At 59.8% G+C, this 25,499-nt stretch carries 19 protein-coding genes; 5 read left to right on the top strand and 14 right to left on the bottom strand.

Going from position 1 to position 25,499, the window contains the following annotated elements; all coding sequences use genetic code 11:
• Positions 1 to 20: 20 nt before the first annotated feature.
• Genes ACYZTW_RS10925 through ACYZTW_RS10905 form a run of 5 tightly spaced genes read right to left on the bottom strand, consistent with a single transcriptional unit; the run spans position 21 to position 4,167 of the window.
• Positions 21 to 293, bottom strand: a complete 273-nt coding sequence (locus tag ACYZTW_RS10925; protein ID WP_309677437.1) for a DUF2160 domain-containing protein — start codon at positions 291 to 293, stop codon at positions 21 to 23.
• A gap of 10 nt (positions 294 to 303) precedes the next feature.
• Positions 304 to 1,104 carry a carbohydrate ABC transporter permease gene (locus ACYZTW_RS10920; RefSeq protein ID WP_007896138.1) on the bottom strand — a complete coding sequence of 267 codons (801 nt, stop codon included), beginning with the start codon at positions 1,102 to 1,104 and terminating at the stop codon, positions 304 to 306.
• A gap of 8 nt (positions 1,105 to 1,112) precedes the next feature.
• Positions 1,113 to 1,979 carry a carbohydrate ABC transporter permease gene (locus tag ACYZTW_RS10915; protein ID WP_123366279.1) on the bottom strand — a complete coding sequence of 289 codons (867 nt, stop codon included), beginning with the start codon at positions 1,977 to 1,979 and terminating at the stop codon, positions 1,113 to 1,115.
• Complete coding sequence (locus tag ACYZTW_RS10910; RefSeq protein WP_462004851.1) at positions 1,976 to 3,073, bottom strand: ABC transporter ATP-binding protein; 1,098 nt, start codon at positions 3,071 to 3,073, stop codon at positions 1,976 to 1,978. The genes ACYZTW_RS10915 and ACYZTW_RS10910 overlap by 4 nt, the downstream gene beginning before the upstream one ends.
• Positions 3,073 to 4,167, bottom strand: coding sequence for an ABC transporter ATP-binding protein (locus ACYZTW_RS10905; protein ID WP_008146067.1), 1,095 nt, complete (start codon positions 4,165 to 4,167; stop codon positions 3,073 to 3,075). The genes ACYZTW_RS10910 and ACYZTW_RS10905 overlap by 1 nt, the downstream gene beginning before the upstream one ends.
• A gap of 385 nt (positions 4,168 to 4,552) precedes the next feature.
• Between ACYZTW_RS10905 and ACYZTW_RS10900 the strand changes: the two genes are divergently transcribed.
• The gene (locus ACYZTW_RS10900) at positions 4,553 to 6,415 is read left to right on the top strand and encodes a sigma-54-dependent Fis family transcriptional regulator (RefSeq protein WP_462004850.1); all 1,863 of its coding nucleotides are present in this window, start codon (positions 4,553 to 4,555) and stop codon (positions 6,413 to 6,415) included.
• A 218-nt stretch (positions 6,416 to 6,633) separates the two neighbouring features.
• Here the strand turns inward: ACYZTW_RS10900 and cysS are convergent, their stop codons facing one another.
• Both cysS and ACYZTW_RS10890 read right to left on the bottom strand, forming a co-directional pair.
• The gene (cysS, locus tag ACYZTW_RS10895; RefSeq protein WP_462004849.1) at positions 6,634 to 8,016 is read right to left on the bottom strand and encodes a cysteine--tRNA ligase; all 1,383 of its coding nucleotides are present in this window, start codon (positions 8,014 to 8,016) and stop codon (positions 6,634 to 6,636) included.
• Positions 8,017 to 8,041: 25 nt separating this feature from the next.
• Positions 8,042 to 9,739, bottom strand: coding sequence for a glutamine--tRNA ligase/YqeY domain fusion protein (locus ACYZTW_RS10890; RefSeq protein ID WP_462004848.1), 1,698 nt, complete (start codon positions 9,737 to 9,739; stop codon positions 8,042 to 8,044).
• 260 nt (positions 9,740 to 9,999) lie between these two features.
• On the opposite strand from ACYZTW_RS10890, the gene ACYZTW_RS10885 reads away from it, so the two are divergent.
• Positions 10,000 to 10,503, top strand: a complete 504-nt coding sequence (locus tag ACYZTW_RS10885) for a peptidylprolyl isomerase (RefSeq protein ID WP_462004847.1) — start codon at positions 10,000 to 10,002, stop codon at positions 10,501 to 10,503.
• Positions 10,500 to 11,246 (top strand): UDP-2,3-diacylglucosamine diphosphatase, encoded by a 747-nt coding sequence (gene lpxH / locus ACYZTW_RS10880; protein ID WP_462004846.1) that lies wholly within the window; start codon positions 10,500 to 10,502, stop codon positions 11,244 to 11,246. Before ACYZTW_RS10885 ends, lpxH begins: the two co-directional genes overlap by 4 nt.
• A gap of 185 nt (positions 11,247 to 11,431) precedes the next feature.
• Here the strand turns inward: lpxH and ACYZTW_RS10875 are convergent, their stop codons facing one another.
• The 7 genes from ACYZTW_RS10875 to ACYZTW_RS10845 form a co-directional block, all read right to left on the bottom strand.
• Positions 11,432 to 12,961: a DHA2 family efflux MFS transporter permease subunit gene (locus ACYZTW_RS10875; RefSeq protein ID WP_462004845.1), complete on the bottom strand. Its 1,530-nt coding sequence runs from the start codon at positions 12,959 to 12,961 to the stop codon at positions 11,432 to 11,434.
• A 208-nt stretch (positions 12,962 to 13,169) separates the two neighbouring features.
• Positions 13,170 to 14,375, bottom strand: coding sequence for an HlyD family secretion protein (locus ACYZTW_RS10870; RefSeq protein ID WP_462004844.1), 1,206 nt, complete (start codon positions 14,373 to 14,375; stop codon positions 13,170 to 13,172).
• A gap of 15 nt (positions 14,376 to 14,390) precedes the next feature.
• Positions 14,391 to 15,860, bottom strand: coding sequence for an efflux transporter outer membrane subunit (locus tag ACYZTW_RS10865; RefSeq protein ID WP_462004843.1), 1,470 nt, complete (start codon positions 15,858 to 15,860; stop codon positions 14,391 to 14,393).
• On the bottom strand, positions 15,857 to 16,330 hold the full coding sequence (locus ACYZTW_RS10860; RefSeq protein ID WP_462004842.1) for a MarR family winged helix-turn-helix transcriptional regulator: 474 nt from the start codon (positions 16,328 to 16,330) through the stop codon (positions 15,857 to 15,859). Before ACYZTW_RS10860 ends, ACYZTW_RS10865 begins: the two co-directional genes overlap by 4 nt.
• 243 nt (positions 16,331 to 16,573) lie before the next feature.
• Complete coding sequence (locus ACYZTW_RS10855) at positions 16,574 to 20,242, bottom strand: translocation/assembly module TamB domain-containing protein (RefSeq protein ID WP_462004841.1); 3,669 nt, start codon at positions 20,240 to 20,242, stop codon at positions 16,574 to 16,576.
• Positions 20,239 to 21,966, bottom strand: a complete 1,728-nt coding sequence (locus tag ACYZTW_RS10850) for an autotransporter assembly complex protein TamA (RefSeq protein ID WP_462004840.1) — start codon at positions 21,964 to 21,966, stop codon at positions 20,239 to 20,241. Before ACYZTW_RS10850 ends, ACYZTW_RS10855 begins: the two co-directional genes overlap by 4 nt.
• A 70-nt stretch (positions 21,967 to 22,036) precedes the next feature.
• Complete coding sequence (locus ACYZTW_RS10845; RefSeq protein ID WP_046047485.1) at positions 22,037 to 22,687, bottom strand: GNAT family N-acetyltransferase; 651 nt, start codon at positions 22,685 to 22,687, stop codon at positions 22,037 to 22,039.
• A gap of 320 nt (positions 22,688 to 23,007) precedes the next feature.
• Here ACYZTW_RS10845 and xthA point away from each other — a divergent pair, with 320 nt between their 5' ends.
• Both xthA and ACYZTW_RS10835 read left to right on the top strand, forming a co-directional pair.
• Positions 23,008 to 23,820 (top strand): exodeoxyribonuclease III, encoded by an 813-nt coding sequence (gene xthA, locus ACYZTW_RS10840; protein ID WP_462004839.1) that lies wholly within the window; start codon positions 23,008 to 23,010, stop codon positions 23,818 to 23,820.
• A gap of 190 nt (positions 23,821 to 24,010) precedes the next feature.
• The gene (locus tag ACYZTW_RS10835) at positions 24,011 to 25,351 is read left to right on the top strand and encodes a substrate-binding domain-containing protein (protein WP_462004838.1); all 1,341 of its coding nucleotides are present in this window, start codon (positions 24,011 to 24,013) and stop codon (positions 25,349 to 25,351) included.
• Positions 25,352 to 25,499 lie beyond the last annotated feature (148 nt).

Here is a 25,499-nt window from a genome sequence, read left to right as displayed (position 1 = left end):
AACTTTGCCGAGCGATTCGACTAGCCCCAACGCATCACAGCCAACAGCCACACCAGGGACAACGCGAACGCAACCCAGATGCTCCAGTCGGTGACGCCGATTACCAGCAAATGCAGGTAGGCGCTGCCGAGAAGACCGATAAACAACCGATCGCCACGGGTGGTGGCAATCGGCAACAAACCACGCCGAAGAATGCTCGGCGAACGCAGTTCCCAGGTCGTCATGCCCACCAGGATCAAGGCAATGACGCCGAAGAACGCCGCCGTGGGGCCGGTCCAACTCATCCATTCCATCATCAGCTCCTCAGACCCGGCCCAGGGCAAAGCCCTTGGCCACGTGGTTGCGAACAAACCAGATCACCAGCATGCCCGGCAGGATGGTCAATACCCCCGCCGCCGCCAGCACGCCCCAGTCGATGCCGGACGCCGAGACCGTGCGCGTCATCACCGCCGCAATCGGTTTGGCGTTGACCGACGTCAGTGTTCGCGCCAGCAGCAGTTCGACCCAGGAAAACATGAAGCAGAAAAATGCCGTCACTCCGATCCCGGAGCCAATCAGCGGAACGAAAATCTTTACGAAGAACTTGGGAAAACTGTAGCCGTCGATGTAGGCGGTTTCGTCGATCTCCTTCGGCACCCCGGACATGAAACCCTCAAGAATCCACACCGCCAACGGCACGTTAAACAGGCAATGAGCCAGCGCGACGGCGATGTGGGTATCGAACAAACCGATCGAGGAATACAGCTGGAAGAACGGCAGCAAAAACACCGCCGGTGGTGCCATGCGGTTGGTCAGGAGCCAGAAGAACAAGTGCTTGTCGCCGAGGAACCGATAGCGCGAGAACGCATACGCGGCCGGCAATGCCACGCTCAGCGAAATCACCGTGTTCAGGCTCACGTAGTACAGCGAGTTGAGGTAGCCGGTGTACCAACTCGGATCGGTGAAGATCACCTTGTAGTTGGCGAAGGTGAAATCCTGCGGAAACAGCGTCAGGCCGCCGAGGATTTCGGTGTTGCTCTTGAAGGACATGTTCAGCAGCCAGTAGATCGGCACCAGCAGGAACAGGATGTAGATCAGCAACGGAATCAGCTTTCTCTTGCTCATGGCGGGCCTCAGCGGTTGGCGTCAGAGTGAGTCATGGCCGTATAGAACAGCCAGGACACCAACAGGATGATCAGGAAGTACACCAGCGAGAAAGCCGCCGCCGGGCCGAGGTCGAATTGCCCTACGGCCATCTGGGTCAGGGTCTGACTCAGGAAGGTCGTGGCATTCCCCGGACCGCCACCGGTCAGCACGAACGGCTCGGTGTAGATCATGAAACTGTCCATGAACCGCAGCATCACCGCGATCAACAGCACGCTCTTGAGCTTGGGCAACTGGATGTGTCGGAAAACCGCCCAGGCCGATGCCCGATCAATCCGCGCCGCCTGGTAGTACACGTCCGGAATCGCCCGCAGCCCCGAGAAACACAACAGCGCCACCAACGACGTCCAGTGCCAGACGTCCATCACCAGCACCGTGACCCAGGCGTCCATGGTGTTGGCCGCGTAGTTGTAGTTCAGGCCCATGGCCTTGAGGCTGGCGCCGAGCAATCCAATGTCGGCCCGACCGAAGATCTGCCAGATCGTCCCCACCACGTTCCACGGAATCAGCAATGGAATCGCCAGAATGATCAGCACCAGCGACGACCAGCGGCCCTTGGTCGGCATGGTCAGGGCGATGGCGATGCCCAGCGGGATTTCGATCAGTAGCACACAGCCGGAGTAGATGAACTGGCGCAGCAACGAGTCATGCAGGCGCGGATCGAGAAGCACTTGCCTGTACCAGTCGGCGCCAACGAAGTAGCGGCTGGACTGGTCGAAGATGTCCTGCACCGAGTAGTTGACCACGGTCATCATCGGGACCACCGCACTGAACGCCACCAGCAAAAACACCGGCAACACCAGCCACCAGGCTTTGTTGTTCTGCACCTTGTTCATGGCTGCGTCTCCAAGAGGTATTCGTCGGCATACACCATCAACCATTGCGCCGGAAAGCTGATGTAGGCGGTTCCCTCAGGCACTGGCTTGTCTTCGGCCAAGCGCACTTTCACAGGGGCGCCGTCGAAGTTCAGGGTCATGATCTTGTAGGTGCCAAGGTCTTCGACGTGTACGACTTGTGCCTGCATCGCGTCATCAAAGGGTTCGTCCCACACATGCACGAACTCCGGACGGATGCCGACCTTCAGGGTTTTCCACTCGGACTCGGCGATGCGTTTCTGCTGAGCATCGGAAAGCGGCAAATGAGTCGAGGCGAAACCGACACCGCCTGGCTGCGGCTGAACCTCGATCAGATTCATCCCCGGACTGCCGATGAAATAGCCGACAAAGGTGTGGCTCGGCCGCTCGAACAGTTCTCTCGGCGTACCGAATTGCACAATCTGCCCGCCATACATCACCGCGATCTTGTCGGCGAAGGTCGAGGCTTCGAGCTGATCGTGGGTGACGTAGACCATGGTGATGTTGAACTGCTCGTGGATTTGCTTGAGCTTGCGTCGCAATTTCCACTTCAGGTGCGGGTCGATCACGGTCAGCGGCTCATCGAACAGGATCGCCGACACGTCATCGCGCACCAGCCCACGGCCCATGGAGACTTTCTGCTTTTCATCGGCGGTGAGGTTGCGCGCCTTCTTGTACAACAACGCCTGAAGGTCGAGGACTTCAGCGATTTCCTGCACCTTGCTGTGAATTTTCGCCTCGGCCATGCCCTGATTACGCAACGGGAAGGCCAGGTTGTCGAACACCGTCATGGTGTCGTAGACCACCGGAAACTGGAAAACCTGGGCGATGTTGCGCTTCTCCGGGGTCAGTTCGTTAACCACTTTGCTGTCGAACAGCACTTGACCCTGGGACGGACTGAGCAATCCGGAAATGATGTTGAGCAAGGTCGACTTGCCGCAGCCCGAGGGCCCCAGCAAGGCGTAGGCACCGCCCTGCTCCCAGACGTGGTCCATCTCACGAATCGCATAATCCTCGGGGCCGGTCGGCGTGCGGGTGTAACTGTGGGCGAGGTGCTGCAAACGGATTTCGGCCATCAGGCAACCCTCGCGATACGGCGACCGGGCGCCTGGACCAGCCGCCCCTGCGTATCGAAGACAAACAGTTTATGGGTGGGGATATAGATACGAATCGGCGCATCGACGTCGTATTCGTGAACGCCGGGCAAGTGCAGCACCAGCAGGAAATGTTCGTTGCGCACGTGCAGGAAGGTTTCCGATCCGCTGATCTCGGCCACCTCAACGGTCACCGCCAGTTCCAGATCATCGTCGTTGCTCGGCACCAGCGAAATATGGCTGGGCCGTACGCCAAAGCGGAACTCGCCCTCGCCCACCGGCCGCAGATCGACGTTCAGCGGGAAGTGGACGAAATTGGCGAAGCTGACTTCGTTGCCGGCAATGCGTCCCGGCATCAGGTTGATCGGCGGCTCGGAGAACAGCTCCGCCGCCAGCACGGTTTGCGGCTGGTGATACACCTCGGAAGACTTGCCGCTCTGGATCACCCGACCCTCGTGAAGAATGGTGGTGGTGCCGCCCAGGGCCAGGGCTTCGTTGGGTTCGGTGGTGGCGTAGATGGCGATGGTGTGGTGAGCCTTGAACAGCTCGCGCATTTCCTGACGCAGTTCTTCGCGCAGTTTGTAGTCGAGGTTCACCAGCGGCTCGTCGAACAGGATCAGTTCGGCATCCTTGACCAGCGCCCGAGCCATCGCCGTGCGCTGTTGCTGACCACCGGAGAGCTCAAGGGGATGGCGCTGGAGGAATTTCTCGATGCGCAGCATCTTGGCGGTTTCGAGCACTTTGCTCTGGATCAGCTCATTGGAAACGCCGCCCTGGCGTAACGGCGAGGCGATGTTCTCGAACACCGTCATGGTCGGGTAGTTGATGAACTGCTGATAGACCATCGACACGTTGCGCAAACGCACCGGGCGCTGGGTCACGTCGACGCCGTTCATCAGGATGCGGCCGCTGTCGGGCTTGTCCAGACCGGCCATCAGGCGCATGAGGCTGGTTTTGCCCGACAGCGTGCGCCCGAGCAAAACGTTGAAAGATCCGGCTTCGAAACTAAGGCACGCATCGTCGATCCAGGTCTGGCCCTCGACGGTACGGCTGACGTGCTCCAGGGTTAATGACATGGCTCGGCCTTTTTATTATTGGAGTCAAGCGACCGGAGCTACAGAGCGACATTCGTGCCAGAAATTGCAAGCCATTGATCCGGCTTGAGAATCCCTCGAGTGGAAGAAAAATCGCGTTCGTTGCTGAACAGAAATGAACAACCGCGACTGAACAATTGAACAATCCGGCGGTTGACAATGAACAATAGTGAACAACACTCTACGGATGCTTTTTACCGTTCCTGGAGCAATACCAGCGTGCGAAACCTGTGGGAGCGAGCCTGCTCGCGATAGCGGTGGATCAGCCAACATTGATGTCAACTGACCCATCGCTATCGCGAGCAGGCTCGCTCCCACAGGGAACTACCTATAACAACAATAAAAGCTTGCTCAGAGATCGACTGCCATGGCCGCACCCGCCTTGCCGCTCTCCCACGACGCTATCATCCAGGACTCCTGGTCCCGATGCCGCGCGTTCGGCCTCAATCATCAGAGCGCACCGGCGTTCGATCAATTGCCGGCCGAGGGCATCGCGCAATTGCTGGAGAGCCAGCACTCGCTGGTGCAGACCACTCATCAGGAAGTCCTGCCGTATTACGAAAACATCCTCAGTAACTCCAACTGCCTGATCATGCTCGCCGACAATCAGGGCCAGGTGCTGACGTCCTGGGGCACTCAGCGTTTTATCGAGCCGAGCCTGACCCGCGGTTTCAGTGCCGGCGCCAGCTGGATGGAACGTTGCAGCGGCACCAATGCGATCGGCACCGCCCTGGCCTGCGAGCAGGCGGTGCACATCGAGCACGATGAACATTTCCTCAAGGCCAACCGTTTCATGACCGGTTCGGCCGCACCGATTTTCGATGCCGAGCGCAAGGTCATCGCGGTGCTGGATGTGTCCAGCGACAGCTACCTGCCGCCGTCCCACACCCTCGGCATGGTCAAGATGATGAGTCAGACCGTGGAAAACCGGCTGATCCTCAACCTGTTCCATGGTCAGCATTTCCAGCTGACCTTCAACACCGGACTGAACAACCTCGACAGCCAATGGGCCGGGCTATTGATCTTTGACGAAACCGGTCAGGTGCTGTCCGCCAACCGTCGGGCCGACAATCTGCTGGGCATCAACCTGTCGCGGGTCAGTGTCGAGAGTCTGTTCAAGGTCTCTTTGCTGGAATTGCTCAATCAGCCAGACGGCTTGCCCTTCGCCCTGCAAGCCTCCGGACGTAACCGCTTCCAGTGCCTGTTGAAACGGCCAAAACAGATGCCGATTCAGGCGCGGCATTTTTCTGAGACAAAGAGCACTGAACCCAAGAGCGCAGAACCTGCTGTTACCGCGTCCACCGCAATCAGCCTTAACACCCTGCACTTCGGCGACAGCCGCGTGGAAAAAGCCGTGCGCCAGGCCGAGCGGCTGCTGGAGAAAGACATTCCGCTGCTGATCCACGGCGAAACAGGGGTTGGCAAGGAAGTCTTCGTCAAAGCCCTGCATCAGGCCAGCTCTCGAAGCAAACAGCCGTTCATCGCCGTCAATTGCGCAGCGATCCCCGCCGAACTGGTGGAGTCCGAGCTGTTTGGCTACGAGAAAGGCGCGTTCACCGGCGCTAACCAGAAAGGCAGCATCGGGCTGATCCGCAAGGCCGACAAAGGCACCCTGTTCCTTGATGAAATTGGTGACATGCCGTTGCCGACTCAGGCGCGACTTTTAAGGGTTTTGCAGGAACGCTGCGTGCAACCGGTGGGTAGCAGCGAGTTGTTCCCGGTGGATATCCGGATTATTTCGGCAACCAACCGCTCGTTGCGCGAGCAGGTGCAACTCGGGCGGTTTCGTGAAGATCTCTACTACCGGATTGGGGGTCTGACCCTGGAGTTACCGCCTCTACGGGAGCGCAGTGACAAGCAGGCGCTGTTCAAGCGGCTGTGGGAACAGCATCGCGAGCCGTCGCAATGGGCCGGGTTGAGTCGTGAAGTGATGGAGTTGTTCAGTCGTCATCCGTGGCCGGGGAATTTAAGGCAGGTCAGCAGCGTGATGCAGGTGGCGCTGGCGATGGCCGAGGAACAGCCGGTGCGGCCGGAGCATTTACCGGATGATTTTTTTGTGGATCTGGAGATGGAGCCAGTGGAGTCGCCGGAGCCGCTGGCGGTGGATTTGAATGATGCTGAGGATTTGAATCGGCAGTTGCAGGCGGCTGGGGGGAATATTTCGCATCTAGCCCGGCGCCTCGGGGTTAGTCGCAACACCCTTTATAAGCGATTGCGCCAGGCTGAGTGACGAATACGCCGCACTGCCGGTGTTCGGCTTGAGACCTTCGCGAGCAGGCTCGCTCCCACAGGGGATTTGTGTCGTGCGCAACACTCAAACCTGACGAAGATCAACTGTGGGAGCGAGCCTGCTCGCGAAGGCGTCAGCCGGGGCACCACCGCCCTTAAGCCCCACCCAAAAACAAAAACCCGCACAAGGCGGGTTTTGTTTTGTAGCCAATACAGCGATCAGTCAGCCAGGCGCCAGGTCGTGCCGCCCTTGCCGTCTTCCAGCACCACGCCCATGGCGGTGAGCTGGTCGCGGATGCGGTCGGATTCGGCCCAGTCTTTACCAGCACGAGCGGCCAGACGCGCAGCAATCAGCGCATCAACCTCAGCTGCATCAACCCGCCCTTCAGCACCGGCCTGCAAGAAGTCATCGGCCTCAAGCTGCAACACACCCAGCACGCTGGCCAGTTCCTTCAAGCGTGCCGCCAGACCCGCCGCCGCCTCTTGATCACTCTCACGCAGACGGTTGATTTCGCGAACCATCTCAAACAGCACCGCACACGCTTCCGGCGTACCAAAGTCGTCGTTCATCACCTGAGTGAAACGCTCGACAAAGGCTTCGCCACCGGCCGGCGCCACGTTCGGCAGGCCTTTCAACGCATGGTAGAAACGCTCGAGTGCGCCTTTGGCGTCCTTGAGGTTGTCTTCCGAATAGTTGATCGCGCTGCGGTAATGGCTCGACACCAGCAGGTAACGCACGACTTCCGGGTGGTACTTTTCCAGCACGTCGCGAATGGTGAAGAAGTTGTTCAAGGACTTGGACATCTTCTCGCCATTGATGCGAATCATGCCGCAATGCATCCACGCGTTGGCGTAGGTCTTGCCGGTGGCCGCTTCGCTCTGGGCGATTTCGTTTTCGTGGTGCGGGAACTCGAGATCGCTGCCGCCGCCGTGAATGTCGAAGGTCTCACCGAGGCAGCAGGTGGACATCACCGAGCACTCGATGTGCCAGCCCGGACGACCGTCGCCCCAAGGCGAAGGCCAGCTCGGTTCGCCCGGCTTGGCGCCCTTCCACAGCACGAAGTCCAGCGGGTCCTGCTTGGACTCGTCAACTTCGATCCGCGCGCCGATGCGCAGGTCTTCGATCTTCTTGCGCGACAGCTTGCCGTAGCCCATGAACTTGGCGACGCGGTAGTACACGTCGCCATTGCCCGGTGCGTAGGCATAGCCCTTGTCGATCAAGGTCTGGATCATCGCGTGCATGCCGGGGATATGACCGGTGGCGCGCGGTTCCATGTCCGGCTTCTTGATACTCAGGCGCGCTTCATCTTCGTGCATCGCCGCGATCATGCGTTCGGTCAAGGCTTCGAACGACTCGCCGTTCTCGTTGGCCCGATTGATGATTTTGTCGTCAATGTCGGTGATGTTGCGCACGTAGGTCAGGTCGTAACCGCTGAACCGCAACCAGCGGGTCACCAGGTCGAACGCGACCATGCTGCGACCGTGGCCCAGGTGGCAGTAGTCGTACACGGTCATCCCGCAGACATACATGCGCACCTTGTTGCCATCCAAGGGTTTGAAGACTTCTTTGCTCTTGGTGAGCGTGTTGTAGATCGTAAGCACTGAGTGCTCCTTCCTTAACGCTGAATCACTGGCCCCACGAATCGCGCAGGGTCACGGTACGGTTGAACACCGGATGACCGGGCTTCGAGTCCTTGATATCCGCGCAGAAGTAACCTTCGCGCTCGAACTGGAAACGGTCTTCCGGCTGTGCATTGCCCAGCGAAGGCTCGGCACGACAACCGGTGAGGACTTGCAGCGAGTCAGGGTTGATGTTGTCCAGGAAACTGGCGCTGTCTTCGGCCTTCTCAGGGTTGGCCGAACGGAACAGACGATCGTACAGACGCACTTCGCACTCGACGCTTGCAGCCGCCGGCACCCAATGCACCACGCCTTTGACCTTGCGGCCTTCAGGGTTCTTGCCCAGGGTTTCCGGGTCGTAGGAGCAACGCAGTTCGACGATGTTGCCATCGGCGTCCTTGATCGCTTCGTCAGCGCGGATCACGTAGCTGCCGCGCAGACGCACTTCGCCGTTCGGCTCCAGGCGTTTGTAGCCTTTTGGCGGCTCTTCCATGAAGTCTTCACGGTCGATGTAGAGCTCACGGGCGAACGGCAGGACGCGCACGCCCATGTCTTCTTTCGGGTGGCACGCCAGTTCGAGGTTCTCGACCTGGCCTTCCGGGTAATTGGTGATCACGACTTTCAGCGGACGCAGCACGCACATGGCACGCGGGGCGCTGTGGTCGAGGTCGTCGCGGATGCTGAATTCAAGCATGCCGAAGTCGACCACGCCGTCGGAACGGTTGGTGCCGATCATTTCGCAGAAGTTGCGGATCGATTTCGGCGTGTAGCCACGGCGGCGGAAGCCGGACAGCGTGGACATGCGCGGGTCGTCCCAGCCGTTGACGTGCTTTTCATCGACCAGTTGCTTGAGCTTGCGCTTGCTGGTGATCGTGTAGTTCAGGTTCAGACGGCTGAACTCGTACTGACGCGGCTGCGCCGGCACGGGCAGGTTCTCGAGGAACCACTCGTACAGCGGACGGTGGCTTTCGAACTCCAGGGTGCAGATCGAGTGAGTGATGCCTTCGATGGCGTCCGACTGACCGTGGGTGAAGTCGTAGTTCGGGTAGATGCACCACTTGTCACCGGTCTGGTGGTGGTGAGCGTGACGGATGCGATACATGATCGGGTCGCGCAGGTTCATGTTCGGCGAGGCCATGTCGATCTTGGCCCGCAGCACGCGTGCGCCGTCCTTGAACTCGCCGGCCTTCATGCGGGCAAACCAGTCCAGGTTTTCTTCCACAGAGCGATCGCGGAACGGGCTGTTTTTGCCCGGCTCGGTCAGGCTGCCACGGTATTCTTTGGCTTGTTCAGGGCTCAGGTCATCGACGTAGGCCTTGCCGGCCTTGATCAGTTCAACGGCCCAGTCGTGCAACTGGTCGAAATACTGCGAGGCGTAGCGCACTTCACCGGACCATTCGAAGCCCAGCCATTTGACGTCGCTTTCGATCGCGTCGATGTATTCCTGGTCTTCCTTGGCCGGGTTGGTGTCGTCGAAACGCAGGTGCGTGACGCCGCCAAATTCCTGGGCCAGGCCGAAGTTCACGCAAATCGACTTGGCGTGACCGATGTGCAGGTAGCCGTTGGGCTCAGGCGGGAAACGGGTGACGATCTGCGTGTGCTTACCCGAGTCCAGGTCCGCCTGGATGATCGGGCGCAGGAAATTGACCGGCACGGCAGGGCCAGTCTTGGAATTCGAGGTAGGGTCGACAGTGGGCTTGCTCATAGGATCCTTGAACGTACAAGTGCGCGGCCAGTTGGCCAAATCAAAGCGGCTGTTAAAACAAAGGGGCTTATCATAGCCGATGCCGTCAAGTCGCTGACAGAGCAGGCCCGAAAACGGCTGCATTTAATCGGATGCAAATGAAAAACAGCCTCGAAATTCGCGCCCGGCACGCTAAACTGCGCACCTTGGCCAAAATTGGCCGGACCGGTTGAGGGCTTCAACGCCCCGAAACCCACGAATTCCCAGAAAGAGTACCGATCATGACCCAAGTCAAACTGACCACCAACCATGGCGACATCGTCCTGGAACTGAACGCTGAAAAAGCCCCGATCACCGTGGCCAACTTCATCGAGTACGTCAAAGCCGGTCACTACGAAAACACCGTTTTCCACCGCGTCATCGGTAACTTCATGATCCAGGGCGGCGGTTTCGAGCCAGGCATGAAAGAAAAGAAAGACAAGCGCCCAAGCATCCAGAACGAAGCCGACAACGGCCTGCCGAACGAGAAGTACACCGTGGCCATGGCCCGCACCATGGAGCCGCATTCGGCTTCCGCCCAGTTCTTCATCAACGTGGCTGACAACAGCTTCCTGAACCACAGTTCCAAGACCACTCAGGGCTGGGGCTACGCCGTATTCGCCAAAGTCGTTGCCGGCACCGACGTGGTCGACAAGATCAAAGGTGTTTCCACCACCATGAAATCCGGCCACCAGGACGTACCTGCAGAAGACGTGATCATCGAGAAAGCCGAGATCATTGAGTGATACTGCTGATTTCAGACTTGCATCTGGAAGAGGAGCGCCCGGACATTACCCGGGCGTTTCTGGATTTGCTCGCCGGACGCGCCCGCTCGGCGAGTGCGTTGTACATCCTGGGCGACTTTTTCGAGGCGTGGATTGGCGACGATGCCATGACGCCGTTCCAGCGTTCCATCTGCCAGGCCCTGCGCGATCTTAGCGACAGCGGCACGGCCATTTTTCTGATGCACGGCAATCGCGACTTCATGCTCGGCCAGGCCTTTTGTAAACAGGCCGGCTGCACGTTGTTGAAAGACCCGAGTGTCGTGCAGTTTTACGGTGAGCCGGTGTTATTGATGCACGGCGACAGCCTCTGCACCCGCGACGAGGCTTATATGAAGCTGCGTCGCTATCTGCGTAATCCGATCACCCTGTTCATCCTGCGGCACTTGCCTTTGCGGACTCGCCATAAACTGGCGCGCAAGCTGCGCAATGAAAGCCGCGCGCAAACACGGATGAAGGCCAATGACATTGTGGATGTCACGCCGGAAGAAGTGCCGCGGATCATGCAGGCCTATGGCGTGAAGACCTTGATCCATGGGCATACCCATCGCCCGGCTATTCACAAGTTGCAGATTGGCGAGCAAGCGGCCAAACGCATTGTGCTGGGGGATTGGGATCGTCAGGGGTGGGCGTTGCAGGTGGATGAGCAAGGGTTTGCGCTGGCGCCGTTCGACTTCGCCCCGCCGCTGGCTTTACCTAACGGCTGAAAGCCACCCCCTCACCCTAACCCTCTCCCCAGAGGGGCGAGGGGACTGACCGAGGCGTTCTTGGATTTACATCGACCTGAAAAATCGAGTCGAACTCAGGTTTGAAAAGCATGGAGATCGGCTCCCTTTCCCCTCTCCCCCGTGGGGAGAGGGCTGGGGTGAGGGGTCGATCTCAAGCCGTACCCTTAATGCCCAGACGCCGCCGGCCCCGCCTTCGCCGCAAACGGCGGTTTCGCCAGCCACACCAGCACAATCAAGCCCATGAATGCCCACCCCAGCAACGTGAAGTAATCCACGGTGGAGAGCATGTACGCCTGACTGGTCAGCACATGATCCAGCTGCGCATACGCCGGGTTCCCCGCCCCGCCCAGACTGTTCAGCGCATCCCGGGTCGCCGGTTCATAGGTCGTAATGCTTTCACTCAAATAGGCATGATGCTGATCCGCCCGGCGAATCCAGATCCATGTCGTCAGCGAGGCCGCAAAACTGCCGCCCAACGTCCGCAGGAACGTCGCAAGACCAGCGCCGTCGGCGATCTGGCTCGGCGGCAAGTCCGACATCAAAATGCTCAAGGTCGGCATGAAGAACAGCGCCACACCAATGCCCATGAACAACTGCACCAGGGCAATGTGCTGGAAGTCCACTTCGTTGGTAAACCCGGCACGCATGAAGCAGCTCAGGCCAATCGCCAGGAACGCCAGACCGGCCAGCAACCGCAGGTCGAATTTGTGTGCGTACTTGCCGACAAACGGCGACATCAGCACCGGCAAAATACCGATCGGCGCCACCGCCAGCCCCGCCCAAGTGGCGGTATAGCCCATCTGGGTTTGCAGCCATTGTGGCAGGATCAGGTTGATCCCGAAGAACCCGGCGTAACCCAACACCAACACAATGGTGCCAATGCGGAAATTGCGGTAAGCGAACAGCCGCAGATTGACCACCGGGTGTTTGTCGGTCATTTCCCAGATCACGAACACCGCCAGCGCAATCACTGAAATCGCCGCGCCGATGAGGATGAAGTTCGACTCGAACCAATCGAGGTCGTTGCCCTTGTCGAGGATCACCTGCAATGCGCCGACACCAATGATCAGCGTGATCAAACCCACGTAATCCATCGGCTGACGGCTGGTTTCCACCGGACGCGCCTTGAGTTGCTGGCGCACCACCATCACCGCGAAAACACCGATCGGCACGTTGATAAAGAAGATCCACGGCCAGCTATAGCTGTCGGTAATCCAGCCGCCAAGGATGGGGCCGGCAATCGGCGCCACCACCGTGACCATCGCCAGCAACGCCAGGGCCATGCCGCGCCTGGCGGGCGGATAGACGGCAATCAGCAGCGTTTGAGTCATTGGGTACAACGGACCTGCCACCAGACCTTGAAGCACCCGAAAGCCGATCAACTCCGGCATTGAGGTCGAGATACCGCAGAGAAACGAAGCCAGCACGAACAGAATCGTCGCCCAGAGAAACAGCTTCACCTCGCCGAAGCGCCGGCTGAGCCAACCGGTCAGCGGCAGCGCGATGGCGTTGCTCACGGCGAACGAGGTAATCACCCAAGTGCCCTGCTCCGAACTCACGCCCAGGTTGCCGGAAATCGTCGGCAGCGCCACGTTGGCGATGGTGGTGTCGAGCACTTGCATGAAGGTCGCCAGCGACAGGCCAATGGTGCTGAGCAACAGGCTGGGCGGCGTAAAAGAGGCGTTATTGCTCATCGCGAATCCTTTGAATCTCGGCTGGCGCCGCGCCTGTTACAGACGCAGCTGACCTTGTGGGAGCGAGCCTTTGTGGTGAGGGGATTTGTGTGGCGAGGGGATTTATCCCCGTTGGGTCGCGAAGCGGCCCCAAAAGCTTTGCGACTGCTTCGCAGCCGAACGGGGATAAATCCCCTCACCACAAAGACTCGCTCCCACAGGGTTGGTGTCAGCGTTGAACGGTTTTGCTGACCGCAGCGCTGTTGTCATGGATCAGCTGAGTGATCATCGCGTCGGCTTCGGCCAACTGACGGTCATAGACGTTGGTGCTGAAGGACGCCTTTTGCGGCGGTTGTTGTGCCAGCACCGGGCCGCTCTGGTCACGCAGGTTCACATCGACCTGAGTCGACAGGCCGACCCGCAACGGGTGCTTGGCCAATTCTTCGGCGTTGATGTGAATCCGCACCGGCACGCGCTGGACGATCTTGATCCAGTTACCGGTGGCGTTCTGCGCCGGCAACAAGGCAAACGCGCTGCCGGTACCGGCGCCGAGGCTGTCGATGGTGCCGCTGAACTTCACGTCGCTGCCATACAGATCGGCTTCGATGTCCACCGGCTGACCGATGCGCATGTCACGCAGCTGGGTTTCCTTGAAGTTGGCGTCGATCCACAACTGATCCAACGGGATTACTGCCATCAGCGCCGTGCCCGGCTGGACGCGTTGGCCCAGTTGTACCGAGCGCTTGGCCACGTAACCGGTCACCGGCGCGATCAAGGTGCTGCGCGAGTTATTCAGGTAAGCCTGACGCAGTTGCGCGGCGGCAGACATCACGTCCGGGTGCGACGACACCACGGTGTCATCCACCAGCGCGCTGGTGGTTTTCAGTTGCTGTTTGGCGTTGGCCAGGGCGTTTTGCGCCGAGGTCAGGTCGTCGCGAGCATGGGACAGTTCTTCCTGGGAAATCGCGCCACCAGCGGCGAGGTTTTTCCGGCGATTGAAGTTGTCCTGTGCCTTCTGCACTTCAGCCTGTTGGGCGTTGACCTGGGCTTTCATGCCGTCGACGTTGCTATATAAGCCGCGAACCTGACGCACGGTGCGGGCCAGATTGGCCTGGGCACTTTGCAGACCGACTTCGGCGTCGTTCGGGTCGAAGTTGATCAGCACCTGGCCTTCATGGACCAGGTCGCCGTCGTCGGCACCGATGCTGACCACAGTGCCGGTGACCAACGGAGTGATTTCCACCACGTTGCCGTTCACATAGGCATCGTCGGTGCTTTCGTTCCAGCGTCCGTAAAATTCGTGATAACCCCAGACACCGACACCGGCGAGGACTACCACGATAGCCAGAACGACCAGCATGACTTTGCGTTTGCGCGGATTGCTCGTGTCTTGAGCGTTGTCAGGGGTTTGTGTTGTTGCTTCGGCAGTGGCCATGACAAATTCCTTGAATTAGTTGTTCAGCGTGGCTGGGGTTGCTTTGGCTGCGGCCAGGGTTTCGCCCTGGAAGCCGCCGCCCAGCGCCTGCATCAGTTGGATCGACAGGTCGATCTGCTCGGCATTCAGGTTGGCCAGCTGACGCTGGGCCTGGAGCAATTGCTGCTCGATGCTGAGCACGTCCAGGTAGTTACCGATGCCGGAACCGTACCGCTGGACCACGGTGTTGTAAGAATCCTGGGCAATGTCGGTGGCGTGCTGCTGAGCCCCAATCTGCCGGCCGATGTCGCGCAACTGGTTGATGGTGTCGCTGACATCGCCCAGCGCTTTCACCAGGCTTTTGTTGTACTGCGCCACCGCGAGGTCGTAATCGGCGTCGCGGGAATCGAGGTCGGCACGCAGGCGGCCACCATCGAAAATCGGCACCGAGATAGTCGGCGCGATATTGAAGAAGCGACTGGCCGAACCGAACATCGCGTCCCCCAGCAAAGATTCGGCACCGGCCGCAGCGCTAAGGTTCAAGTTTGGATAGAACCGGGTTTTGCCGGCATCGATGTTCTTGCTCGCGGCCTCGACCCGCCAACGCGCGGCCACCAGGTCTGGACGACGACCCAGTAACTCGGCCGGCAGCACCGAGGGCAACGCGACGGCGCTGGCCTGAAGAATTTTCGGTCGGGCGATTTCATTGCCGCGATCCGGGCCTTTACCGAGCAAGACGGCCAAGGCGATTTTCGCGCTTTGCAGGCGTTTCTCGGCGTCGATCAGACTGGCTTCGGACGTGGCTTCCAGACTTTCGGTTTGCTGGAACTGGTACTGACTGTCGATCCCCGAGCTCAGGCGAGTCTGGCTCAGATCGAGCATTTGCTTGGTGCGCTTGAGGTCTTCATTGGCCAAGTCGTAGACGATATGCGCCTGACCCAGATCGCTGTAGGCGCGAGCCACGTCGGCAGACAACGTCAGCTGAGCGGCCTGTTGATCGACTTCGGCAGCACGGGCCTGGCCCAGTGCGGCTTCCCAGGCATCACGCTGACCGCCCCAGAGGTCGAAGTTGTAATTGAAACTGGCGCCGATGTTACGCACGGTGGAATAAGTGCCGCCCTGCCCGCTCGGGTCCTGATCCCGGGCCAGACGCGAACGGCTGACACCAGCGCTGGCATCGAGGGTTGGCATACGGGCGGCGTCCGCTGCATAAGCGGCGGCGCTGGCCTGATGAGCACGGGCGTCGGCGATTTGCATGTCGGGGCTGTCGTGCAGGGCTTCGCGGATCAAGCCGTCGAGCTGTGGGTCGCCGAGGCTTTTCCACCAGTCACTTTTCGGCCAGGCCGCGGGCGACAGGGTCACGCCGCTGAGGGATTGCCCGGCCTTGAGGGTTTTCGCATCGAGGCTTTTGCCTTCGGTGGTCAAGCCGCTGTAGCTGGCGCAACCCGCGAGGGTCATGGCTGCCAGCACCAGGCTGAGGCCGGTACGCAGGGTTTGACTGCTCATTTGTCACCTACCCGCAGCAGGGTGATCGAGTCACCGGCTGCCACCAATATTTTCTTGAGGATCTGTTCCAGGGTTTTCAGTTCTTCCGGAGTGATCGCGCCGGCTAATTCATTCATGGCGTCGGCGCCGATCTCCGGCAGGCGGTCAGTCAACTGCTGGCCTTGCTCGGTCAGCACCAGTTGCACCTGACGGCGATCCGCCTCGGAACGTTGGCGGGCGAGGAAGCCTTTCTGTTCCAGACGATCGAGCATGCGGGTCATCGAACCGCTGTCCAGCGACAGGTGACGGCACAGCTCGGCCGGCGTATCGACGCCGAACTGGGCCATGATGATCAGCACTTTGAACTGCGCGGCGGTGATGCCGTGGGGTTCCATGTGCGTATCGATGATCCGGTCCTTGAGCAGCGCGGCGCGCCCGAGCAGGAGGCCGAGATGGCAATTGTGGAATCCGTCCGGGGTGAAATGTTTCATCTGACCACCAATTAGCTGCCTAGGCAGAGAATGTATGACGAGATGTTACTGCCTAGGCAGCGAATGTCAACGTAATAGTTAGGATGCTTGCTATTTAGTTGATAAATGGCGCGGGAAAGTTGCTTCGGATCGATGACCGCAGCGCGCCCTTCGCGAGCAGGCTCGCTCCCACAGGTTCGGTGTGATCCCTGTGGGAGCGAGCCTGCTCGCGAAGGCCGCGACTCGGTTTTGGAGGGAGGGAGTCTAGAAATCCCGCTTGTAGAAGATGTCCAGTGAACTGGCCACGCCGCCGGCGGCTTCGAGGTAGACCTTCTTGCTCAGCTTGTAACGCAAGGCGATGGTGTTGGCCGGCTCGAACACGCCAACGCCATAACGCAGGCTGAGCTTCTCGGAGAGATTGCCGCTGGCCACTACGCTGGTTGCATTGCCGCTGCCCTGGGTGTCGAGCTGGAAATCCTGAATGCCCAGGTCCTTGGCCAAGCCGCTGGTCACACCGGAACTGCCCATCAAGCCCAACCCCAGCGCGGCTTGGGCGAGCATGTTGTTGTCCTCACCGCTGGTGCTCAGCGGACGCCCCAGCACCAGATAGGACAATGCCTGCTCCTGACTCATGGCCGGCTCGGAGAAAATCTGGGTCGTCGGCTGCTCGGCGCTGCCGCTCAGGCGAATACCGGCGATCACGTCGTCGGTCTGGCGGATCGCTTCGATGTCCAGATACGGCTGGTCAATCGGGCCGGCAAACAGCAAACGCGCCCGGCGCACGGTCAATCGCTGACCGTAGGCACGATATCGCCCATCGTTGAGCCAGAGCTCGCCACGGGTGTCCATGTTGTCGCCGATGTGCACATGACCTTGCAGGTTGGCGGTCAGGCCAAACCCGGTAAAGCTGAGTTTGTCCTGACCGACCACAACATCGATGTCCATCGCCATGGCCATCGGTGGTTTGCCCTCTTCGGTCTGTTGACCGACGATCACCGTGTCATCGGACACCTTGACCGTCGACGGCGGTAGCTCGCGCACGGTGATCTCGCCTTTTGGCACCAACACCTTGCCGGCGATCGCCAGTTTGTCGTCCTTCATCGAAATCTTCAGGTCTGGCGCCACTTCCAGCTTGGCGTATGGCTCGACGGTGACTGGCAATTGCGTGCCTTTGAGCGCCAGATCCACCACCAGCGCCTGACCCCAGGCAATGTTGCCGCTCAAGGTGCCCTGCCCGGTCTTGCCGCTTTTCCAGCCGCCGTTTAATTGCACGGTTTCGCCAGCGATCACGGCTTGAAGTTGCAGCGCTTCGAGGTCCATCGGCAGTTCAGGCCCGGAAATCTCGCCGTCGCTGAGCAGCAGATTGCCGTTGACCTGCGGCGCCAGCAGCGTACCTGCGAGCGTGCCGCTGCCATTCAAACGACCGGTCAGTTTCTCGACCATCGGCACGAACGGGCGCGCCACCGACAGGTCCAGACCACTCAGGCGGAACGAGCCGGCCAGTGGTTTGTCCTTCGGCAACGGATTGATCTGCGCCTGGACCATCAACTCGCCAAGCTTGCCGCCAACAAAGTTGAGTTCGGTGTCGATGCGCTTCGGCGTGAGTTTGCTGGTGAGTTTCAGCGTCTGGTACGGGAAGTCCAGCCACTGGTCCTTCTCTTTCATGCGCAACGTGCCGCCGCTGGCATCGACGCTGATCTGGCCGTTCGGGCCGCTGGCCGGCAGGTCCAGTTGCAGGTCGGCGTTGAGCTGGCCTTTCCAGGCGAAATCCTTCGGCAACCACTGCGCCAGGCTGTCGATCGGGAATTGCTTGAGGTGGTAACGCAGCTTCGGCTCAGGCATCAGGCGCTGATCCTCACCGCACAGGCTGGCCGGGCCGGACGTCCAGCAGTGGGCGCCAAAATTGATCTTGCCGTCCGCCAGCCGTTCAAGCTTCGCCGGACCTTGCAGCTTCCAGTCTTGACCGCCGACCTGGATATCGCCGCTGGCCAGCCGCCCACGCCAATCGCCTTTGTCCAGATTGCCGTCGAGGCCGAGCGCGAGTTTCAGCTTCGGCCCTTGCAGGTCGAGGGCGAGTTTTTGGTTTTTGATATCGCCCTGGCCGCTGGCGGTCAGCGTGCCCAGCGACGTTTCACCGGCCTGAATGCCACTGCCCTTGAGGTCGATTTTGGCCCGTTGCGCGCTGTCGAGGGTGGCGTCCAGGTTCAGGCTTTGCAGGCGATTGTCTTCGAACGCCAGTTGCGTACCTTGCAGCCCGAGCTTGCCTTGCGGCGCCTTGAGCGTTCCGGCGACATCGATGCGACCATTAAGCTGACCGCGCAGTTGCGGCCACAGCTGAGCCAGGCGCGGCAGTTTGATATCAATCTGGCCGGCGAGCTTCTGTTGCAGGCTGCCCTTGCCGTTGATGCTGTTATCGCCGAGGCGAATTTGCAGCGCGTTGAGGTTCCATTGTTCACCACCGCCATCGGCTTTGGCCTGGATCACTGCCGGTTGGCCGCGCAGTTTGCCTTTCAAGTCGAGATCAGCGGTCAGGCTGAGTTTTTCATTCTTCATCTCGCCTTTGCTGCGCAACGGTCCGGCCAGGGTGCCCGGCAACTCCGCGACCCAGTACGCCGGGTTGATCGCCGACAGGTCCAGCGCGGTGTCCCAGGCAATGCCATCGGCGAATTGCAGGTTCAGGTGCCCTTCGGCTTTGCCCTGCCCGGCTTCGAGTTGAATTTGTTGCAGGTAGATTTTCGTCAGGTCACCGCTGAACGGGCTGGTCAGGCTGAATGCCCCGGCCGGGCCGTCAAGTGCGGCTTTGAAGCTGCCGAGGTATTTACCGTCGGTGTAGGAGACTTCACCGTTGAAGCTGCGCAACGCCACTTCTGGCTCGTCGATCAGCGGATAGAGGCGATGCCACGGGAAATCCAGCCAGTCGATTTTTGCATCAACGCTCAGGCCTTTGCTCCAGTCGAGGTTGCCGGTGAGTTTTAGGCTTTGCTTGTCGTTGGCCGTGAGGTCCAACCCGGCGATCTGAGCGCCGTTGGCGTCGACCTTACCTTGCAGCAACAACGCGACCGGGCCAAGTTCTGCGGGCAACGTGGCTTTGCCGAGCAACTGGTAACCGTTTTTCAGGTCGCCGTCGCCGGTGAGTTCCAGTTGGTTGAGTTGCAGAGTGTCCGGCAGATCGGCACCAGGCTTGAAGCCGTCAGCGGAGATCCGTACCTTGGCCGGCAGGTTTTCCACCAGCGGTTGCAGTTCACCGGTCAATTGGCCGTTGAGGTAACCGCTGCTGTCGGCTTTCAGGTTCAGGGTTTTCAGCAGATCACCGTCGACCTTCAGGGCCAGAACCCAGGGCTCGGGGGCTGGCAGGGTTAGTTTGCCTTCGGCCTTGAGCGGCCAGTTACCCGTGGGTTGCAGCAGGCCTGAAAGATTCAGGCTCAGGTCATCCCTTTGCAAATGAACGGAGTCGATCTGCAAGCCGTTGGTCGTCCAGTGCGCCGCCAGTTGCAGGCCCTTGAGCGCTTCGCTGCCGTTGAACAGCAGGCTGCCTATCTGGACATCGCCCAACTCGATGGCCAAGGGCAACTTCAGATCCGGGAGACTGATCGGCCCGCTGCTTTCTGCTTCCGTGCCTGGCGGGAATTGCAGGCTGACCTGATCGGCTTTCAATTGCTCGAGGCACAGGGTCATGCGCGTCAGGCACAGCGGCGACCAGGCGAAAATCACCTTGTCCAGCTCAACCCGACTGCTGTCCTGCTGCCACAGCACATGGTCGGCACTCCACTGTCCGCCCAAACGACCCTGGAAGTTCTCGACGGTCAAACCCGGCACAAACCCAAGCGCCCAGCGACTGCCTGTTGCCGTACCCAGCACCGTGGCCACGGTCAGGACGACCAGCATCAGCAGCGCCAGAATCACCGACAGCGTTATTTTCAAACCACGCTTCACAGCTCAGGCCCCATGGAAAAGTGCAGTCGAATGCCGCCGTCGTCGTCCATCGCATGGGCCAGGTCGAGGCGTATCGGCCCCACCGGAGAAACCCAGCGCACACCGATGCCGACGCCGGTCTTGAGGTCCGGCAGTTCGAGCGTATTAAAGGAGTTGCCTTGGTCGATGAAGGTCGCGACCCGCCATTTTTCGGCGATGGAGTACTGATACTCGACGCTGCCGGCAACCATGTAGCGGCCCCCGATGCGGTCACCCTCGGAGTTCTCCGGGGACAAGCTCTGGTAGTCGTAGCCGCGCACGCTCTGATCGCCACCGGCGAAGAAGCGCAACGACGGTGGCACCGATTTGTAGCCGTTGGTGGCGCTGCCGCCGACCTGCACCCGCCCGAGGAAGCGGTGTTTGTCGAAGACCGTGGTCAAGCCTTTCACCAGCGCGGTGCCATAGACCAGATTGGTGTCCGAGCCCAAGCCTTCCTTGGCCACTTTGGTCGCGAATTCCAGGCGATAACCGTTGTGCGGGTCGATGCGGTTGTCGCTCTTCAGGTAGGAATAGCTGACGCCAGGCATCAGCAAGGTGCTGAGCCCCGAGTCGTCGCCGAGCCTGTATTCCTCACGCTGCCACTTGAGCGATACCACGCGCTGCCAACCGCTGGGCAACTTGCTGTGCCACTCCGGGCCGACGGTCAGCAGTTTGCTCAGGGAGTCCTTGTCGGCAATTTCTTCGTTCTGATAGCCCCCGGCGAACCGCAATTTGTCGGTCAGCGGCGGGTCCAGGGGAATGTCGTAGAACACACCAACGTTCTGCCGGGGCGCCGAAACTTCGGTCTCCCAGCCATAGCTGTGCCCCTGAGGGTTGACCCAGTGCCGGGTCCAGTTGGCCTTGATCCGTGGGCCGACGTCGGTGGAATAGCCCAGCCCCAGGCCCATGGTCCGTGGTTTGCGGGTTTCGAGTTTGACGTCAACCGGGATCACGTCGTTCTTCGACGCCGTCGGTGCCGCATCCACCCGCACACTGTCGAAATAGCCGCTCGATTGCATGGCCTGATTGAGTTCGGCGATCAGTTCGGAGTCATAAGGCGCGCCCGCCTTGAATGGCACCATGCGTTGCAGCAGGTCTTCGTCGAACGGCGTATCGCCTTCGAAACTGACCTTGCCCAGTGAATAACGCGGGCCACTGTTATAGATCAGTTCAATGTCGGCTACACCGGCTCGCGGGTCGACCGATAACTTCTGGCTGGAGAAGTAACCACTGAAAAAGCCATAGCGCGAGGCCTGGTTCTGAATCAGGCGCTTGGCGTCTTCATAACGGCCATGGTTGAGCACTGCGCCGGTTTTCAGCGCAGCGCTTTTGGGTACACGAAAGGATTTGAGGGCGGCGGCCGGGCCGTCAATGCGAATCGTGACATTGCGCAAATGTACAGGCTCGCCGGGATCGATGTTCAGCACCAGGCGCGGTGTCTTGCCGCCCTTTACATCCGTGTCGATCTGCGGCTGGTAATAACCCAAGGCCTGGGCGGCCTTGCGTGCCTGTTCTTCGGCGCCACGACTGAAGCGCAGCAAGGCTTCTTCGTCACGATCGCCGAGGCTGCCGATATAGCCCTCTATATTGGCCTTCAGTTCATCGTTGGACGGTTTGATCCGCACATCCAATTCACTTTGCGCCAGCGCCGCGCAGCTGGTGATCAGCATTAGCGCGCCGCTGGTCATTCTTCCTGGAAATTTCATAGGCGCGGATGCTATCACGAGCTTGGGAGCGTGATAGAGCCTGGCGTGGCGTGGCGTGAAAGTTCTACCTTTATGCCGTTGCTGTTTGTAACACCTGCGGATTGGCGTGGAAAAACACGTGTTCGCGAATCGGTCCTACAGCAACCTCACCGATTTCCTCATAGCCCTGGCGCTTATAGAACTCCAGATAACGAGGATTCCCGGTATCGAGGATCACGCCCTCGGAGTGCTCATCCACCGCGCACCAGTTGTGCACCGCTTGCAGCAATTGTTCGCCGAAGTGTTTGCCCTGGAATTGCGGATGAACCCCCAGCAACGGCAGCAGGTGCACCGAGTCGGACGGCACGCAAGCCATCACGGCATCGTGATACTCGAGATAGCGTCGAGTGCAGCGAAAACCGGTGCTGAGCACCATGCGCAGACGCCAGGCCCAGCTTTCAGTGATGCCCAGGCGACGCTGCGGCGGCGCGATCAGCGCGATGCCGATCAACCGGTCGTTGACCAGCAGGCCGATGGCCGGCAAGTCCTGAAGAAAATGTTGTTTGACCAACTCGCGCACGGTGGCCCGGACCCGCTGTTCATAACCGGGACGCTCCGCTTCGAACAGGTAGCCGAAGGTCGGCTCATGCCGGTAAGCCTGGTACAACAGCGAACGTGCTTCGCGGGAATAGCCGCTGTCGAGCATGTGAATATCGGCGATGACGGTCGAGGTTTCGGGCATAACGGTATTTCTCCCCGGGACAGCTCAAATGGCTGTGCTCTTGTTGTTACGAGCCTATAGGAGCTGACACAGTTCCTTACTGATTGAAATCAGTGGTGGCTGTGATGCCGCCTTCGCGAGCAGGCTCGCTCCCACAAGGTATAGACCAGACTCATGAAATTTGGCGGCCTGAACCGAGAGCCAATGTGGGAGCGAGCCTGCTCGCGAAGAGGCCTTCAACATCGACACAAGGCTTACTGACACACACGAATCGTCTCACCCTACACTGGCCCCGATCCTACATGTCAGCTAGCATCGCCCTTTTGCCAGGACTGCCGACCATGAAGATCGTCTCCTTCAACATTAACGGGCTGCGCGCTCGCCCCCATCAGCTGGCAGCGCTGATCGAAAAGCATCAGCCAGACGTTATCGGTTTGCAGGAAACCAAGGTTCACGACGACCAATTCCCGCTGGCCGAGGTTCAGGCGCTGGGCTATCACGTGTATTTCCACGGTCAAAAAGGTCATTACGGCGTCGCCCTGCTCTCGCGCCAGGAACCTATCGCGCTGCACAAAGGTTTCGCCACCGATGAAGAAGACGCTCAGCGCCGCTTCATCTGGGGCACGTTCGCCGACGCCAATGGCGTGCCGGTGACCATCATGAACGGCTATTTCCCACAGGGCGAAAGCCGCGATCACCCCACCAAGTTCCCGGCCAAGGAACGCTTTTACAGCGATCTGCAACGATTGCTGGAAAGCCAGTTCAGCAACGATCAGCCGGTGGTGGTGATGGGCGACGTAAACATTTCCCCGGAAGACTGCGACATTGGTATTGGCCCGGACAACATGAAACGCTGGCTGAAAACCGGCAAATGCAGCTTCTTGCCGGAAGAACGCGTGTGGATGGCCCGCTTGAAAAACTGGGGCCTGGTGGACAGCTTCCGTCACTTGAACCCGGAGGTGGCCGACCGTTTCAGCTGGTTCGACTACCGTAGCCGCGGTTTTGAAGATGAGCCCAAGCGTGGGCTGCGGATTGACTTGATCATGGCGTCCCACGGGTTGTTGCCGCGCGTGAAGGATGCGGGTGTGGATTACGAATTGCGCGGGATGGAAAAGCCGTCGGATCACGCGCCGATCTGGCTTGAGCTGAGCTGATATCCCCGGTTTTACATCGATCAAAATGTGGGAGCGAGCCTGCTCGCGAAAGCGGTTAATCATTCAACATAGATGTTGACTGACCCGACGCCTTCGCGAGCAGGCTCGCTCCCACATTGGCTAGCGTCATCTTTCAGAAACCTTACTGACTTATTCTCCCGGCACTTCCTTTGGCTTATAAGGTGCCGGCATGACGCTGCGCGTGTTGTTCCTGTTGATGCTGTGCGCCTGGCTGCCGCTGACGGCGTCGGCTGGCGATTTGCCGACGGCCGAGTCTGGCCCGGTGCTGCGCATCCAGGGCTCCAACACCATTGGCGCGGCATTGGGCCCGGCGCTGGTTGAGGGGTTGATGCGCGAACAGGGCCTGCTCAAGGTTCACAGCGAGGCCCCGGACAAAGCCAACGAACTTCGCGTTGTCGGCGAAACGGTTCAGGGCCGCCGGGTCGTGGTGGACGTCGCGGCCCACGGCTCCAGCACCGGTTTCATCGCCCTGAAAACCGCCACCGCCGACCTCGCCGCCTCCTCGCGCCCGATCAAGGACAGCGAACGGGCAGACCTCGCACGCATGGGCGACTTTAAAAGCGCCGGCGCCGAGCAGGTTATCGCCATCGATGGCCTGGCGATCATCCTTCATCCGCAAAATCCATTGAGTCAACTCAACACCGAACAACTGGCGCGGATCTTCAGCGGCGAGGCAAAAACCTGGGAAGAACTCGGCGGCACCGGTGGGACGATTCATCTCTATGCGCGGGATGACCAATCGGGCACCTACGACACGTTCAAGGAATTGGTCCTCAGCCGTCGTGGGAAAACGCTGAGCAGCGCGGCGAAACGTTTCGAATCCAGCGAGCAATTGTCCGACGCGGTCAGCCTCGACCCGCAAGGCATCGGCTTCATCGGCCTGCCTTACGTGCGTCAGGCCAAAGCCGTGGCGATTGCCGATGGCCAATCCCAAGCCATGGTGCCGCTCAACAGCCTGATTGCTACGGAAGATTATCCGTTGTCTCGCCGGCTATTCTTTTACCTGCCGCCCAATGGGAAAAATCCCTGGGCCGAAGCATTGGTGGCGTTCGCCCAAAGCAGCAGGGGTCAGGCGATTGTCGCGGCCAATGGTTTTATCGCCCAAACCGTCCAGGCCATGACGGTCACGCCGAATGCCTTGATGCCGGAGGGTTATCAGGCGCTCAGCCGTCACGCCCAGCGACTGACAGTGAATTTCCGTTTCGAAGAAGGCAGTGCGACGCTGGACAACAAGGCCCGGCAGGACCTGTCGCGGGTACTCGACTACATAAATCAGCACGAGAAAACCAATCGGCAGGTGACGCTGGTGGGGTTTGGCGACGCCAAGAGTGATCCGGCGCGCGCCGATCTGCTGTCGAAACTGCGCGCCATGGCGGTGCGGCGGGAACTGGTGAAAAGCGGTGTGGTGTTTCGCGAAATTCGTGGTTTTGGCGCCGAGATGCCGGTGGCGGCCAATAGCGCGGATGAGGGGCGAATCAAGAATCGGCGGGTTGAGGTGTGGGTGTATTGATGGAGTGAGTGAGTGTGTGTGTAGCAGCTGTCGAGCTTGCGAGGCTGCGTTCGGCTGCGCAGCAGTCGTGAAATCAGACGATGCGGTGTTTCAGGGAGACCGCACATACAGGTTTCACGACGGCTGCGCCGTCGAACGCAGCCTCGCA

The sequence above is a fragment of the Pseudomonas sp. LB3P25 genome (assembly GCF_054897985.1).
The sequence above is the reverse complement of the archived record's forward strand: the minus strand, read 5'-3'. Positions and strand labels throughout refer to the sequence as shown.